This window comes from Arthrobacter sp. JSM 101049 (assembly GCF_041679245.1).
GTDB lineage: Bacteria > Actinomycetota > Actinomycetes > Actinomycetales > Micrococcaceae > Arthrobacter_H.
Genome location: NZ_JBGFFC010000002.1, coordinates 765,444 through 780,422, shown reverse-complemented (window position 1 = coordinate 780,422; position 14,979 = coordinate 765,444). Strand labels below are relative to the sequence as shown.

The 14,979-nt window shown below is 68.3% G+C and carries 12 protein-coding genes; 5 read left to right on the top strand and 7 right to left on the bottom strand.

Annotation, left to right across the window (positions count from 1 at the left end; translation table 11 throughout):
• Positions 1-69: 69 nt before the first annotated feature.
• The 6 genes from AB8M85_RS08860 to glyA are packed head-to-tail and all read right to left on the bottom strand — an operon-like array spanning position 70 to position 7,951.
• Positions 70-1,470: an L-serine ammonia-lyase gene (locus tag AB8M85_RS08860; protein WP_372698413.1), complete on the bottom strand. Its 1,401-nt coding sequence runs from the start codon at positions 1,468-1,470 to the stop codon at positions 70-72.
• Complete coding sequence (locus tag AB8M85_RS08855; RefSeq protein ID WP_372698412.1) at positions 1,470-2,114, bottom strand: sarcosine oxidase subunit gamma; 645 nt, start codon at positions 2,112-2,114, stop codon at positions 1,470-1,472. Before AB8M85_RS08855 ends, AB8M85_RS08860 begins: the two co-directional genes overlap by 1 nt.
• Positions 2,107-5,037 (bottom strand): sarcosine oxidase subunit alpha family protein, encoded by a 2,931-nt coding sequence (locus AB8M85_RS08850; protein WP_372698411.1) that lies wholly within the window; start codon positions 5,035-5,037, stop codon positions 2,107-2,109. The genes AB8M85_RS08855 and AB8M85_RS08850 overlap by 8 nt, the downstream gene beginning before the upstream one ends.
• Complete coding sequence (locus AB8M85_RS08845; protein ID WP_372698410.1) at positions 5,034-5,363, bottom strand: sarcosine oxidase subunit delta; 330 nt, start codon at positions 5,361-5,363, stop codon at positions 5,034-5,036. Before AB8M85_RS08845 ends, AB8M85_RS08850 begins: the two co-directional genes overlap by 4 nt.
• 24 nt (positions 5,364-5,387) lie before the next feature.
• Positions 5,388-6,605, bottom strand: coding sequence for a sarcosine oxidase subunit beta family protein (locus AB8M85_RS08840; RefSeq protein ID WP_372698409.1), 1,218 nt, complete (start codon positions 6,603-6,605; stop codon positions 5,388-5,390).
• A 2-nt stretch (positions 6,606-6,607) separates the two neighbouring features.
• Complete coding sequence (glyA, locus tag AB8M85_RS08835; RefSeq protein WP_372698408.1) at positions 6,608-7,951, bottom strand: serine hydroxymethyltransferase; 1,344 nt, start codon at positions 7,949-7,951, stop codon at positions 6,608-6,610.
• Between the two features lie 139 nt (positions 7,952-8,090).
• Between glyA and AB8M85_RS08830 the strand changes: the two genes are divergently transcribed.
• The gene (locus AB8M85_RS08830; RefSeq protein ID WP_372698407.1) at positions 8,091-8,747 is read left to right on the top strand and encodes a GntR family transcriptional regulator; all 657 of its coding nucleotides are present in this window, start codon (positions 8,091-8,093) and stop codon (positions 8,745-8,747) included.
• Positions 8,748-8,879: 132 nt separating this feature from the next.
• Here the strand turns inward: AB8M85_RS08830 and AB8M85_RS08825 are convergent, their stop codons facing one another.
• Positions 8,880-10,388: a PucR family transcriptional regulator gene (locus AB8M85_RS08825; protein ID WP_372698406.1), complete on the bottom strand. Its 1,509-nt coding sequence runs from the start codon at positions 10,386-10,388 to the stop codon at positions 8,880-8,882.
• Positions 10,389-10,568: 180 nt separating this feature from the next.
• On the opposite strand from AB8M85_RS08825, the gene AB8M85_RS08820 reads away from it, so the two are divergent.
• The 4 genes from AB8M85_RS08820 (at position 10,569) to AB8M85_RS08805 (ending at position 14,963) form a co-directional block, all read left to right on the top strand.
• On the top strand, positions 10,569-12,248 hold the full coding sequence (locus AB8M85_RS08820) for a cytosine permease (protein WP_372698405.1): 1,680 nt from the start codon (positions 10,569-10,571) through the stop codon (positions 12,246-12,248).
• A gap of 77 nt (positions 12,249-12,325) precedes the next feature.
• Positions 12,326-13,576, top strand: a complete 1,251-nt coding sequence (locus tag AB8M85_RS08815) for an aminopeptidase P family protein (RefSeq protein WP_372698404.1) — start codon at positions 12,326-12,328, stop codon at positions 13,574-13,576.
• Positions 13,577-13,689: 113 nt separating this feature from the next.
• On the top strand, positions 13,690-14,496 hold the full coding sequence (locus AB8M85_RS08810) for a creatininase (RefSeq protein WP_372698403.1): 807 nt from the start codon (positions 13,690-13,692) through the stop codon (positions 14,494-14,496).
• Positions 14,496-14,963, top strand: coding sequence for a nucleoside deaminase (locus tag AB8M85_RS08805; protein WP_372698402.1), 468 nt, complete (start codon positions 14,496-14,498; stop codon positions 14,961-14,963). The genes AB8M85_RS08810 and AB8M85_RS08805 overlap by 1 nt, the downstream gene beginning before the upstream one ends.
• The last annotated feature ends 16 nt before the right edge of the window (positions 14,964-14,979 follow it).

Below are 14,979 nucleotides of genomic sequence, written 5' to 3'. Positions count from 1 at the left end.
TTTCTGAGGTGGTGACGGAAGCGCTGCACAGCGGGTGCGGTCCGGGGAATCGGATCGCACCCGCCAGGGTCAGCACTCGATAACGTTTACGGCGAGACCGCCGCGTGATGTTTCCTTGTACTTGTCCTGCATGTCGGCACCAGTCTGTCGCATGGTCTCGATGGCCTGGTCCAGTGTGACCCGGTGTTCACCGTCGCCATGGCGGGCGAGGCGCGCAGCATTGATGGCCTTCACCGAGGCGATCGCATTGCGTTCAATGCAGGGGATCTGCACGAGGCCACCCACCGGGTCGCATGTCAAGCCTAGGTTATGCTCGATCCCGATTTCGGCGGCGTTTTCGACCTGTGTCGGAGTGCCGCCCAGAACCGCGCAGATCCCGGCCGCGGCCATCGAACAGGCCGAACCCACTTCGCCCTGGCATCCGACTTCGGCGCCCGAGATCGAGGCGTTCTGCTTGAACAGGATCCCAATGGCCGCGGCCGTGAGCAGGAAGGTGACAATGCCGTCGTCGTCGGCCCCATCGACGAACCGTGCATAGAAGTGCAGGACCGCCGGGATGATGCCCGCGGCCCCGTTGGTGGGCGCCGTGACGATCCGTCCCCCGGAGGCGTTCTCCTCGTTCACGGCCAGCGCGTAGAGGTTCACCCATTCCATCGCCCACAGCGGGTCGGTGGGCTCGGTGCCACCGGCCCGACCCGCTGCTTCCTGTTCGCGCAGCTTCTGGCGCAGCTCCGGAGCTCGACGGCGGACCTTCAGACCGCCGGGCAGCACGGCTTCGGTGCGGGTACAGCCGTTCTCCACGCACTCCTCCATGACGGACCAGATGTGCAACAGCGACGCCCGGGTCTCGGCCTCGGGCCGCCAGGAGTTCTCGTTGGCCATCATGAGTTCGGCAATGGACAAGCCGGTGGTCCGGCAGGCCGCCAGCAGCTCGGATCCGGTGCTGAAGGGATGCGGCAGCGGGGTCTCGTCCGAGACGAGCTTGTCCGCCTCCGCGGTGGCATCGTCGACGACGAAGCCACCGCCCACCGAGTAGTACGTGCGCTCGCGGATGGTCTCGCCGTCGGCCCCGAAGGCATGGAAAACCATGCCGTTGGGGTGCGCCGGCAGTGACTTGCGCCGGTGGAGCACCACATCGCGTTCATCGCTGAAGTCGATCTCCGGCCCCCCGTCCAGCGGCAGCCGCCCCGCGCTGACGCAGGAGGCGACCAGCTCGGCGGCGGTCTCCGTGTCGACGGTTTCGGGGTCCTGCCCGGCCAGGCCGAGAATGACGGCCTGGTCGGAATGGTGTCCGATGCCCGTGGCCCCCAGCGATCCGAAGAGCTCCGCCTTGACCCGGGTGACCGAGCCGAGCAGGGCGTCCGCGGACAGCCCGGCGGTGAACCGCCGGGCCGCCCGCATGGGCCCCACCGTGTGGGATGAGGATGGACCGATCCCCACCGAGAACAGGTCCAGTGCACTCAGTGCCATCAGGCCACCTCGGCCGCCGCGAACTCGGCCATCGCATCGAGCAGCCAATGAGCCGTGTAGTCGGCGAAGGATGCCCGGGGCATGATCCGGTAGGTGTCCTCCGTCGTCTTCCACAGCAGTACCGGCACGGGCCCAAGGGCCGTCGAGACCGCGTGGCCGGGAGTGAACGCCGAGGGATGCAGGTCGTAGTGGCATCCCTTTTCCAGCACGGACCGGGCCGAGGGGCCCGAGAGCTCCAGGGTGGTCCGGTTCGCCGACAGGTCGATGACCGAGCCGGGCAACGCGTCCTCGCCGCGGCCCAGGACCGCGGCCAGTACCGTCGTGTCCACGCTGTCGGGGGGGCCGACGAGCAGGAACTCATCGGGCGACTGCCACAACAGGGACAACTGCTCGTTGCCGCTGACCTGGCCGACGCTGCGGGGCAGCTCGATGCCCAGAGCCGTCTCCAGGGCCCGCGCCGACGCGGAGCCCTGGGCGGCACGCAGTCCGATCTGGGTCAGGAACGGCAGCTCGCGCAGGGCGACGCCCCGTTCCCCGGAGACCGAGCCGGCAGCCATCTTTTCGGCGAGGTGGCCGACCGGGCTGGTGCGCAAAGCGGCGACCTCCTGGTTCACGGCGGGTGCTTGCAGGGTGTTCTCAGCCATCGCGACGGCTCCCTTCAGGGTCGTAGAGGATGGGGGATGTGATTTCGACATCGATGAGCTGGCCGTCCAGGGGTGACTGGACTATTTCGCCGATGCGGTTGCGGCCGTTTTCGACCAGGGCCAGACCGAAGGTCCGTCCCAGTGCCGGGCTGCGGTAGCTGGAGGTCACGTGGCCCTCCATGGGCACGGGGCCCTCCTGCGGGGTGATCGGGGTCCCGCTGTTCACCAGCTGGGCGCCCTCGGGCAGCAGGGTGGTCTTGTCCACCGGGAGGACCCCGACGAGGTGCTTGCGGTCCTCACGGGCCGTGTCGTCACGGGTGAAGGAACGGTTCCCGATGAAGTCCTTGAGCTTGGAAACCACCCAGTCCATGCCGGCGTCCTGCGGGGTCACCGTGCCGTCGGTGTCCTGGCCGACGATGATGAAGCCCTTCTCGGCGCGCAGCACGTGCATGGTCTCGGTGCCGTAGGGGGTGATGTTGAATTCGGCGCCGGCTTCGGCGACGTCTTCCCACACCTTGAGTCCGTACCAGGCGGCCACGTTGATCTCGAAGGCGAGCTCGCCGGAGAACGAGATGCGGCAGATGCGTGCCGGGATCCCGCTGGCCAGGGTGGTCTCGCGGAAGGCCATGAACTTGAACGCGTCGTTGGACAGGTCCAGGTCGGGGGCCAGCTTCTCCAGCACGGCACGGGACTTCGGCCCGACGACGGCGACCGTGGAGTACTGCTCGGTCACCGAAGTGCACACCACGTCCAGGTCCGGCCATTCGGTCTGCAGCCATTCCTCCAACCAGTCCAGGACCTTGGCGGCCCCGCCGGTGGTGGTGGTCATGAAGTAGCGGTCCTCTTCGAGACGCAGGGTCACGCCGTCGTCGTAGATCATCCCGTCCGGGGTGCACATGACGCCGTAGCGGCCCATGCCCGGCTTGAGCTTCTTGAAGCCGTTGGTGTAGACCCGGTTCAGGAATTCGCCGGCATCGCTCCCGCGGATCTCGATCTTGCCCAGCGTGGTGGCGTCCATGAAGCCGACCGAGTCACGGGTGGCCGCGCATTCGCGCTGCACCGCGGTGTCCATGTCCTCGCCTGCCAGCGGGAAGTACCAGGGGCGCTTCCACTGTCCGACGTCCTCGAACTCGGCGCCGTGGGCGACATGCCACGGGTGGATCGAGGTCAGGCGGGCCGGATCGAGCATCTGTCCGCGCTGGCGCCCGGCCAGTGCGGCGAAGGAGACCGGCGTGTAGGGGGCACGGAAGGTGGTCGTGCCGATCTCGCCGAGTTCGTCGACGCCGAGGATGGCGGCGATGACCCCGATGGCGGCGACGCCGCTGGTCTTGCCCTGGTCGTTGGCGGTGCTGATCGAGGTGTAGCGCTTGATGTGTTCCACCGAGCGCATGCCGGCGCCGGTGGAGCGGACGATGTCCGCCACTGTCTGGTCGCGCTGCAGGTCCACGAAATGGCTATGCCATTCGCCCTCGGCCTGCTCGGTGGCCCGCACCAGCCACAGCGGGCGGGGAGCGGAAAGCGGGGCCGTCGTCGCGCTCGGCGCGGAGACAGCGGCGGGGGAGCCGGTGGCTGCCACGGCGTCCGCGCCCGCGGAGTCGCCCTCGGCCAGGCAGGAGGCCAGGTCGTAGGAGCCGTTCAGGGCCCCTGCGGTGAGCAGGTTCCTCACCGGCTTGCCCGGGACGAAGGCCGCGAGCTCGCGGTTCCAGGCCACCTTGCCCTGGCGCTGGCTGAACAGGTGCACCACGGGGCTCCAGCCGTTGGACACGGCCAGCAGGTCGGCCTCGAGGGTTTCGACGTCGCCGGTCGCGTGGCCGTCGTCGTCGAGGGCCGAGATGTCCACGGCGCTGACCCGGCCGCTGCTGTCGGCTGCGGTGTCCACCACGGCGGAGCCGAGGATCGAGCGGACGCCCGTGTCGGCGAGGACCTTGCTTGCGGTCTCGGAGGCCTCGGTGCGGGAGTCGACGATGGCGGCGACTTCGATACCGGCCGCCGTCAGGTCCGCGACCGTCGCGTAGGCGGAGTCGTTGGTGGTCGCGACCACCACGCGTGAGCCTGCGGCGACGCCGTAGCGGTTCAGGTAGCTGCGCACTGCGGAGGCGAGCATGACCCCGGGGCGGTCGTTGTTGGCGAAGACCAGCGGACGCTCGTGGGCTCCGGTGGCGAGCACGACCTGCTTGGCGCGGATGTGCCAGATCCGTTCGCGCGATACCCCGGCGCCCGGATCGGTGTCGAGGTGGTCGGTGCGGCGCTGCACGGCGATGAGGTAGTTCTCGTCGTAGGCACCGAATGCGGTGGTGCGCGGCAGGTAGGTGAATTCCTGGGACTGCTCCAGTTCAGCGGCGGTCTCGGCTGCCCACTGCGCGGCGGCGGTGCCGTTGACCTGCTCCGTGCTGGAGGAGAGCAGGGAGCCGCCGGGGGCGGGCTGCTCGTCGATGAGGATGGTGCGGACACCGGAGGCTGCTGCTTGGCGTGCGGCGGCCAAGCCGGCGGGACCGGCGCCGACGACGACGACGTCGGCGTGGACGTACTTGCGGTCGTAGTACGCCTCATCGCGGCGCGGGTCCAACACGCCCAGGCCACTGAGGTAGTTCGCGGTCATGCCGTCGGTGACCTGCGTGGCTGTGGCCGGGAGCATCGACTCGTCGACCTGGCCCGGGAAGCGGGAGGCGACGGTGACCAGCGCATTGGGCTCCTCGACGCCTGCAGCCAGAATGCCGCGCGGGCGGTCCAGGTACAGCGAGTTCCCGCACGCGATGTGGCCGGCGGCCAGGGCGGCAGAGGCGATGGTGTCGCCGGGGTGGGCGGCGAGCTGCTGCCCGTCCAGGGTGAGGCTGATGTCCCGGGACCGGTCGATGCCGTGGCCGGGGACCCGGGCGGCGTCCAGGCGGCCGGCCAGCTGTGCGTCGGGCTGAGCGGTGCTCATCGTGCTCCTCCTTCGGGAGTGTTCTGCTGTGCCTGGACCAGTTCGGGAGAGGCGACGTCCGGTCGCGGCTCGTCCAGCTGGTAGATGGCTTCGATTTCGTAGGTGGCGGTGTCCCGCAGTGCGTTGAACCACTTGCGGCAGCCGGCTGCGTGGTTCCAGCGTTCGGCGAAGATGCCCTTGGGGTTCTGGCGGTAGAAGAGGTAGCGCGACCACTCGCTGTCGGTCAGGGTCGAGGGGTCCTCGGGGTAGGCGATGTGCGCCTGGCCGCCATAGTGGTATTCGGTTTCATCGCGTGGCCCGCAGTTGGGGCATTCAATGAGCAGCATGGGAAGTCCTTCTTAGATGGGTGCTTAGTGGGCGACGGCAGCTGCGCCGTGCTCGTCGATCAGCTTTCCGGTTTCGAAGCGGTCCAGAGCGAACGGGGCGTTCAGCGGGTGCGCCTCTCCGGTGGCGATGGTGTGGGCGAAGGTGTATCCGGCGCCCGGGGTGCCCTTGAAGCCGCCGGTGCCCCAACCGCAGTTCACGAACATCCCCTCGATGGGGGTCGGGGAGACGATCGGGGAGGCGTCCATGGTGACATCGACGATGCCGCCCCAGGTCCGCAGCAGGTGGGCCCGGGAGAAGATCGGGAACAGCTCGACGGCGGCCGACATCTGTTCCTCGATGACGTGGAAGGCGCCGCGCTGGCCGTAGCCGTTGTAGGCGTCGACACCGGCGCCCATGACCAGTTCGCCCTTGTGCGCCTGCGAGACGTAGACATGGACGTGGTTGGACATGACGACCGTGGGGTGCACGGGCTCGAAGAGCTCGGAGACCAGGGCCTGCAACGGGTGGGACTGGATGGGCAGGTCGAAGCCGGCCATCTCGGCCAGCACCGAGGAGTGCCCGGCGCCGCACAGGCCCACCTTGTCGGTGAGGATGCGGCCCTGGCTGGTCTCGACGCCGACGACGCGGTTCCCGTCCTTGACGAAGCCGGTGACTTCGCAGTTCTGGATGATGTCCACGCCCATCTCGTCGCATTTGCGGGCGAAGGCCCAGGCGACGTGGTCGTGCTTGGCGATGCCGGCGCGCGGCTGGTAGGTGGCGCCCATGACCGGGTAGCGGATGTCGTCCCCGGTGTTGATGATCGGGCACAGTTCCTTGACCTGGCTCGGTTCCAGCCACTCGGCGTCCACGCCGTTCAGGACGTTGGCGTTGACCCGCCGCTTGGATTCGCGCACGTCCTGCAGGGTGTGCGCCAGGTTCATCACGCCGCGCTGGGAGAACAGGAAGTCGTAGTCGAGTTCCTCGGGCAGCTGCTCCCAGAGTTTCAGGGAGTGCTCGTACATCCCGGCGCTCTCGTCCCAGAGGTAGTTCGAGCGGATGATGGTGGTGTTGCGTGCCATGTTGCCGCCGGCCAGCCAGCCGCGTTCCAGGATGGCGATGTTCGTCATGCCGTGGTTCTTGGCCAGGTAGTAGGCCGTGGCGAGGCCGTGGCCGCCGCCGCCGACGATGACGGCGTCATAGGAGGGCTTCGGCTCGGCATTGCGCCACAGGAAGTCCGGGTGCTCGGGCAGGAGATCGGCCATGATCAGGCTCCAATCGTTGATGAGAGGTGGGGAAGTTCCGGGTAGAGGGGGTGTGCTGTGGCCAGGGCGGAGACGCGGGATGCGAGGTCGGCCAGGACGGCTTCGTCGGGCCCGCCTTCGGTGGTCCCGGCGATCAGGGCCTGCGCGATGATCTCCGCGACCTCGGTGAACGCGGCCTCGGAGAAGCCGCGCGTTGCCAACGCCGGGGTCCCGATCCGCAACCCGGAGGTCACCATCGGCGGGCGCGGGTCGAACGGGACCGCGTTGCGGTTCACCGTGATCCCCACCCGGGCCAGCAGGTCCTCGCCCTGCTGGCCGTCCAGCACCGAGTTGCGCAGGTCGACCAGCACCAGGTGCACGTCGGTGCCCCCGGTCAGCACGCTGATCCCGCGCGCGGCGACATCGCCGGCGGTGAGGCGTTCGGCCAGGATCCGTGCCCCGGCCAGGGTGCGGGCCTGGCGCTCGGTGAACTCCTGTGAGGCGGCGATCTTGAACGCCACCGCCTTGCCCGCGATCACGTGCTCCAGCGGCCCGCCCTGCTGGCCCGGGAACACCGCCGAGTTGACCTTCTTGGCGACCTCGGCGTCGTTGGTCAGGATGATCCCCCCGCGCGGGCCGGCCAGCGTCTTGTGCGTGGTGGAGGTCACCACATGGGCGTGCGGGACCGGGGAGGGGTGCAGCCCGGCGGCGACCAGGCCCGCGAAGTGGGCCATGTCCACGAACAGGTACGCACCGACCTCGTCGGCGATCTCCCGGAACCGGGCGAAGTCCAGCTGGCGCGGGTACGCCGACCAGCCGGCGACGATCATCTTGGGGCGGTGCTCGCGGGCCAGGGCCTGGACCTGGTCCATGTCGACCTCGTACGAGGCCTCATCGACCCCGTAGGGGACGATGTTGTAGAGCCGGCCGGAGAAGTTGATCTTCATCCCGTGCGTCAGGTGCCCGCCGTGGGCCAGGTTCAACCCCATGACCGTGTCCCCGGGACGGATCAACGCGTGCATCACCGACGCGTTCGCCTGGGCACCGGAGTGCGGCTGCACGTTCGCGAACGCGGCTCCGAAGAGGTCCTTGACCCGTTCGATCGCCAGCGACTCGATCACGTCCACATGCTCGCACCCGCCGTAGTAGCGCCGGCCCGGGTACCCCTCGGCGTACTTGTTCGTCAGCACCGAGCCCTGCGCGGCCATCACGGCCTGCGCCGTGTGGTTCTCCGAGGCGATCATCTCCAGGCCCTCCTGCTGGCGGGCCAACTCCGCATCGATCCGCGAGGCAACCTCGGGATCCAACTCCGCCAACGACGCCGTCAACGACATGGAGGACACGGCCTCCAGCGTGGGGTTCATCATGGGAATCCTCAATTTCTATTGTCGATAACTGATATATCAATGTGGGAATTATCGTATGATGGTGATCACACCCCGTCAATGGGTGGAACTGAAATAATCGGCGGCTTCCAGAACGGGCGCTTGCCGGGGAGGATCGAGCATGACGATGACCAGCGTGGCCGCAGGACAGGAGTCCCTGGCCGAACGCGCCTACCTGCAATTGCGGGACCGCCTGATCATGTTGGAGATTTCTCCCGGAGAGCCGATCAACGAAGCGCAGCTGGCCGCCGAACTGGGGATCGGCAGGACCCCGATCCGGGAAGCACTCAAGCGGCTGGAAACCGACCACCTCGTCGTCTCCTACGCGCGGAGGGGCACGTTTGCCACGATCGTGGACATCACCGAACTGGCCGCCATTTCCGAGATGCGCCAACTGCTCGAACCGCTGGCAGCCCGCAAGGCGGCGACGCATGCCTCGCCGGAAGTGCGTCGACAGCTGGCCGGGATCGCCGTCGAGATCGACGACCTTGAAGCGGACCGGGACCGCAAGACGCTGATGGAGTACGACCTTGAGGTCCACCGCTCGATCTACCGGGCCACCGAGAACCACCATCTGCAGGAGACGCTGGTTCGATTGGACAACCTCGCGACGCGGATCTGGTGCCTGGTTCTGGACCGGGTCCCGGGGGTGGTCGAGCATATCCGCGAACACGCCGCGCTGCTGCACGCGATCGTCGACGGAGACGCCGACCGTGCGGAGCACCTCGCCTCGGACCACGTGGCCCATTTCGAGGCCTCCGTCCGCGCCATCCTTTGACCGGCGGCCGGGCAGGGGGCCCGACGGCCCCGGATCGCCTGGTTCCCCGGTGGACCGAAGGCGGCCGGCCCGGCCGGAGCCGGCAGATGACGGCGCGGCCTCCTGCGCCCCGCCCGTCGTCGGCCGAAGGCCCTACCCGGCCAGGTACCGGGCGGCCAGGTGCAAGGCGAAGACGCGTCCGGTGCGGCGCGGGTCCCCACCCAGCAGGTCGAAGATCTTGACCAGGCGCTTGTGCATCGTCTGCCGCTCGATATGCAGCTGCCGCGCGGACTCGGTGGTGCTGCAACCGGTCTCGAACCATGCCAACAAGGTGGCGGCCAACTCCGAACCGTGGTGGTGGTCCCAGTGGACGATGCTGCCCATGAGCGCCTGGCCGTAGGTCTCCAGGACCGAGAGGTCCTCCATCGCGGTCATGGCCCGCACGTCGAAGAGGTCAAGGGCATCGCGAATGGCCCCGGGCCGCGGCGGGTGCAGCCGCAGGATGGCCTCGGCCTCGGCGAACGAGGTGTGCGCGTCCGTTGCCTGCCAGACCATGGGCCCGGCAACGCCGAACAAGTCCGACCCGGCAGCCGCACGGCCCGCCGCGGCCAGGATGTGGTCGCGGTCCGCCACCGGGTCGCCCTGCAGGGGGACTACGACGACCAGCGTGCCTTCGCGCTGCTGGGCCATGACGCGCGGTTCCTGCACCCGCAGGGTGCGTACCAGGCGCAGGGCGTCCGAGCCGCGGTCCGCCCCCGAAACGACGACGACCAGGACCGGCCCGTCGGGCGCGAGCCCGTTTTGCCGCCACAGGCGCTCCATGGTCCGGGCCTCGCGACCCTCGACGACGGACGTGACCAGGTGGCTCTGTGCCAGCTGTTCGAGGCCGGGGCGATGGTGCTGGGCCAGGGCAAGGGCCAGGATGCCGCGGAGCCTCTCCGCGGCCACCACCAGGTGCTCGCGCCGGACCCTGTCCGAAAAGAGGATGAGCTCGGCCGCCGGCTGGCCATCGAGCACCACGTCCGCGCTGACGCGCGAATAGTCCACGACCGCGGTCTCGGCCCCCGAGGCGGCTGCTTCCCCTGGTCCCGCCAGGGCCCCCGTGGTGTCGGCCAGGACCGTGCCGTCGGCGGACAGGAGGCGCACGTTGGCCACCAGCTCCCGGGAGATCAGGTGCACGATGCGGGTCATGTCCGGTCCAGACTCGGTGATGTGCTGGGCGATGAGCTGGGACAGCCGGTCGATGTCCTGGTGGAGCCGGGCCTGCGAGTCGACGATGAGCCGGTTGGCCTCCTCGGTCACGTCCACGAAGCGGACCACGCGCCCGAGCTCGAAGACCGGGACGCCGGCCTCTTCGGCAGCGGCCCTCGCGGTGGCGGCCAGGCGGCGCCCGTTGGGCAGCGTCTCGATGCACACCGCGCAAACGCCCCGTTCGCCGAGCCGCTGCATGAATTCCACCTGCGTGGCGGCCGGTTGCCGCAAGAGCTCGGAACCGCCCGTCAACAGGAGTTCACCGCCGTGCAGCAGCGAGGCGATTTCCAGCACCTCGCTGGAATGCACCCAGCGGACCGTGCGCTCGAGGGCGCCGGGGACATCCGTCACCGGGCGGGGAGCGCCTGCGGCCAGGGGCGGGGAGGCGAGGGCCTCGGCGAGGGTGATCACAGGACTCCGATCGTCGGATGACGAAATGTCGCGAAACTTCCAATAGCAGTACCCGAAAAGTATATAGGCTGTGGTGCGGATCACTCGTAGGGTGGAAGCCAAGTCTCCAGCAGGTCCGCCGTTGGCCCTGCCGTAACCCCGGGAATCCCCTCCCGCCCCCATTGCGAAAAGAGTCCATCCATGAGCCAGCAAGCGGCCTCACGCTCAGAAAACGCAACACATGAAGTCGAGGAAATGCTCCAGCCCGTGCCCGAATCGGCGCGGACCACCAAAGTCTCGGGCCAATTCTGGATCTGGGCAGGGGCCAACGTCGCCCCCATCAACTGGATCCTCGGCGCCCTCGGCATCCACCTCGGCCTGGGCCTGCGAGACACCCTGATCGTCCTGATCGGTGGCAACGTCATCGGCATGCTCGGCTTCGGGTTCTTCGTATTGCTCGGCCAGCGCACCGGTGCGACCGGCATGCTGCTGGCCCGCGGCGCCTTTGGACGCCGCGGTGCCTACCTCCCGGCGGCCATCCAGGCGATCATCGCCATCGGATGGTCCGCCATCAACACGTGGGTGATCCTGGATCTGATCATGGCCCTGTTCGGGATGATCGGCTGGGTCGACCCGACCGCCCACAACTACGCCTGGCGCATCGGCACCGCCGCGGTGATCATGGCGATCCAGGTGGCCATCTGCTACCGCGGCTACAAGGCCATCGCCAAGTTCGAACGCATCACGATGCCCCCGACGATCATCGTCCTGGTGGCCATGTCGATCGTGGCCTGGACCCAGCTGGACATCGACTGGGGCTACCAGGGCCCGGCCGGCGAAATCCTCACCGGCATGCCGCGCATCGCCGCGATGTCCTCGATCATGACCGCCATCGGCATCGGCTGGGGCATCGGGTGGTTCACCTACGCCCCCGACTACTCGCGCTTCGTGAGCAAGAAGATCAAACCAGCCAAGCTCTACATCGTCTCGGTGCTCGGGCAGTTCCTGCCGGTCTGCTGGCTGGGCGTCCTCGGCGCGAGCCTGGCAACGAAGAACGGCACGGCCGACCCCGGACAGCTCATCGTCGAGAGCTTCGGCGCGTTCGCCATCCCGGTGATCGCCCTGGTCATCCACGGTCCGATCGCCACGAACATCATCAACATGTACACGTTCGGCGTCGCGACGCAGGCCCTGGACATCAACGTCTCACGCAAGAAGCTCTCGATCTTCGTCGGAGTCCTCTCGATGATCGCCGTCGTCGCCTTCCTCTTCGCCCACGATTTCGCCGAGGTGCTGCATAGCTTCATCGGCACCATCGCGGCCTGGGTCGGTACCTGGGGCGGGATCATGGCGGTCCACTACTACGTGTTCGAACGCAAGCACCGCGACTTCTCCTACCTCTTCCCCTCCCCGGAGCGGACCCGGCTCAAGGCGTTCAACCCCTCGGCGTTCATCGCCTTCGGTGGCGGCATCCTGATGACGTGGATGTGCATGTACGGTTCCACGCCGATCCTGCAGGGCCCGCTGGGCCGTGCGGTCGGGGGAGTGGACTTCTCCTGGCTGGCCGGCAGCATCACCTCCGCCGGACTGTACTTCGCCCTGGGCTACCCGCGCTTCAAGAGCCGCATCGCCGCGGGGGTTCCGCTCGGCCTGGCCAAAACGGAATCCGACGAGGTCTTCGTCGAGGACTTCGGCAGCGCCGAGGTGGCCCTGGACGACCACGAACTCGAATCGGCAGCCCAAGGCACGCCGATCATCGACCGCGACGAGGCCTCGTCACCGACCGCCGAGAGCGGCCGGCAACGGACCGCGATCCCCACGGAACCACCCGCACCGGTTCCCACGGGCGACGTGGAACGCAGCCCCCTGGCCGGCAGCTGAGCCGTCCGGCCCCACCAGACCACAGGCCGCTGGCCTGTATCCGCAACACCTATCAGTTACAACGAAGGAGCAACATCATGAGTGTTTCAGCCAGCACGAGCAGCGTCGCCGAACTCGAGCGCCTCAAGACCCTGCACATCGGGCAGAAGCAGCCGCTGACGTTCTCAGATGCAGAATTCGAGCGCCGCCTGGGCGGGCTGCGCCGGATCATGGGCGAACAGGGCCTGGACGCGGTCATCCTGACCAGCTACCACGGCATCAAGTACTACTCGGACTTCCTCTACACGACGTTCGGGCGCAACTATGCCTTGGTGGTCACGGCCAACAACTCCACCACTGTCACCGCGAACATCGATGCCGGGATGCCGTGGCGGACCAGCTACGGGGAGAACATCGTCTACACCGACTGGCGGCGTGACAACTTCTTCTACGGGCTGCAGGAAGCGCTGAAGCGCGACGGCGTGAAGGCCTCCCGGATCGGCGTCGAGGACGACTTCCTTCCGGGCCTGACCCGCCAGCGCATCCAGGACACCTTTGCCGACGCCGCACTGGTGGATGTCTCGCAGGATGCCATGCGCCAGCGGATGATCAAGTCCGCCGAGGAGATCGAGGTCATCAAGCACGGTGCACGCATCGGGGACCTGGGTGGCGAGGCCATCAAGGCCGCCATCCGCGAGGGCATCTCCGAATACGAGGTCGCCCTGATCGGCACCGAGGCCATGGTCCACGAGATCGCCCGGACCTTCCCCCACCGCGAGGTCCGCGATACCTGGGTGTGGTTCCAGTCGGGCATCAACACCGACGGCGCCCACAACTGGGCCACCACCCGCAAGCTGCAGCGCGGGGACATCCTCTCGCTGAACTGCTTCCCGATGACCTCCGGCTACTACACGGCCCTGGAGCGCACCCTGTTCCTCGGCCAGCCGGACGAGGAGAGCCTGCGCCTGTGGAACATCAACGTCGAGGTCCACCGCCGCGGCCTGGAACTCATCAAGCCCGGCGCGGTCTGCAAGGACATCGCGGCGGAGCTCAATGAGATCTACATCGGCCACGGCCTGCTGCCGAACCGGACCTTCGGCTACGGACACTCCTTCGGCGTCCTGTCGCACTACTACGGCCGCGAAGCGGGCCTGGAACTGCGCGAGGACATCGACACGGTGCTCGAGCCGGGGATGGTCGTCTCCATGGAGCCGATGATCACCGTCGCCGACGGCCTGCCGGGTGCCGGCGGATACCGTGAGCACGACATCCTCGTCGTCGGCGAGGACAGCGTGGAGAACATCACCAAGTTCGGCTTCGGCCCGGAGAACAACATCATCGACGCCTAGGCGTCCACCCCGGCGGGGCGGCACCAAACGGTGCCGCCCCGCCCCGGAACCGTCCCCGCCCGGAACGAACGGCCGGTCGGGGACCCCCCCCATCAGCTTCCCTGGAGGAACCCTTGCGCACGAGCGTATACATGGAAGAGCTGGACGCATTCAGCTACCGCGAAGCCATCTCCTCGGGGCGGCGTCCGGTGATCATCCCCGTCGGTTCGATCGAGCAGCACGGGCCCCACATGCCGCTGAACGTCGACGTCCTGCTCTCCCGGGCGGTCGCCGGCGAGGTCGCCAGGTCCATCGAGGGCATCGTCGCCCCGCCGATCACCTATGGCTACAAATCGCAACAGCGATCCGGCGGGGGCAACCACCTGGCCGGCACGACCAGCCTGGACGGCGGCACCCTGGTGGAGATCGCCCGCACGCTCGTCCACGAGTTCGCCCGGCACGGCGTGCGGAAGCTGGTGGTGCTCAACGGCCACTTCGAGAACTACCAGTTCCTCTACGAGGGGGTGGACCTGGCCCTCCGCGACCTCGAGCGTGCCGGGGTCGACGCCCCCACGGTCATGCTCCTCTCCTACTGGGACTTCGTGGACCAGGAAACCATCGAGACGATCTACCCGCACGGTTTCCCCGGCTGGGATGTCGAGCACGGGGGAGTGCTGGAGACCTCGCTGATGCTCCACCTGCACCCGCACCTGGTCGACATGGCCTCCGTCTCCGCGGACCCCGCGGCGGTCCTGCCGCCCTACGACGTGCTACCCGTCAGGGCAGACCGCACCCCGGCGTCGGGTTGCCTGTCCCCGGCCGTCGACGCCACGGCCGAGAAGGGGCGCATCCTGCTCGACGCCGTCGCCACCGCCATGGCCCCGGCCATTGCCGCCGAGCTCGAACTGCCCCTGGCCGCCACGATCCCGGCAGGTGCCTGATGGCCGGGCAAGGCACGACGACGACGGATCCGCACTATGCCGCGGCCCTGGCGGTGGCCGAGGAATCGCTGGCCGCAGGTGGGGTGCCCATCGGCTCCGCCCTGGTCGTCGACGGGAACCTGGTCGCCACGGGATCCAACCGCCGCGTCCAGGACGGGGACCCCACCGCGCACGCCGAGATCACCTGCCTGCGCCAGGCCGGACGCCTCACCGACTACCGCGGCGCCACGCTCTACACGACGTTGGCCCCCTGCGACTTGTGCACCGGGGCGGTCCTGCTCTTCGGCATCCCGCGCGTGGTCGTGGGCGAGGCCGTGAACTTCCCCGGAGCCGTGGAGCTGCTGCGCGCCCGGGGGGTGGAGGTCACGATCCTGGACGACCCGCGGGCCGCCGACCTCATGGCAGGCTTCATCGCCGAACGGCCCGACCTGTGGAACGAGGACATCGGCATCCCCGACTCCGCCTGACGCCCGAACGGCACGC

Excerpts from the sequence above, each read along its gene's own strand:
- AB8M85_RS08820 (WP_372698405.1), top strand. The coding sequence starts at position 10,569 with ATGAGCCAGCAAGCGGCCTCACGCTCAGAAAACGCAACACATGAAGTC.
- AB8M85_RS08855 (WP_372698412.1), bottom strand. The coding sequence starts at position 2,114 with ATGGCTGAGAACACCCTGCAAGCACCCGCCGTGAACCAGGAGGTCGCC.
- AB8M85_RS08805 (WP_372698402.1), top strand. The coding sequence starts at position 14,496 with ATGGCCGGGCAAGGCACGACGACGACGGATCCGCACTATGCCGCGGCC.
- AB8M85_RS08830 (WP_372698407.1), top strand. The coding sequence starts at position 8,091 with ATGACGATGACCAGCGTGGCCGCAGGACAGGAGTCCCTGGCCGAACGC.
- glyA (WP_372698408.1), bottom strand. The coding sequence starts at position 7,951 with ATGATGAACCCCACGCTGGAGGCCGTGTCCTCCATGTCGTTGACGGCG.
- AB8M85_RS08850 (WP_372698411.1), bottom strand. The coding sequence starts at position 5,037 with ATGAGCACCGCTCAGCCCGACGCACAGCTGGCCGGCCGCCTGGACGCC.
- AB8M85_RS08840 (WP_372698409.1), bottom strand. The coding sequence starts at position 6,605 with ATGGCCGATCTCCTGCCCGAGCACCCGGACTTCCTGTGGCGCAATGCC.
- AB8M85_RS08815 (WP_372698404.1), top strand. The coding sequence starts at position 12,326 with ATGAGTGTTTCAGCCAGCACGAGCAGCGTCGCCGAACTCGAGCGCCTC.
- AB8M85_RS08860 (WP_372698413.1), bottom strand. The coding sequence starts at position 1,470 with ATGGCACTGAGTGCACTGGACCTGTTCTCGGTGGGGATCGGTCCATCC.
- AB8M85_RS08845 (WP_372698410.1), bottom strand. The coding sequence starts at position 5,363 with ATGCTGCTCATTGAATGCCCCAACTGCGGGCCACGCGATGAAACCGAA.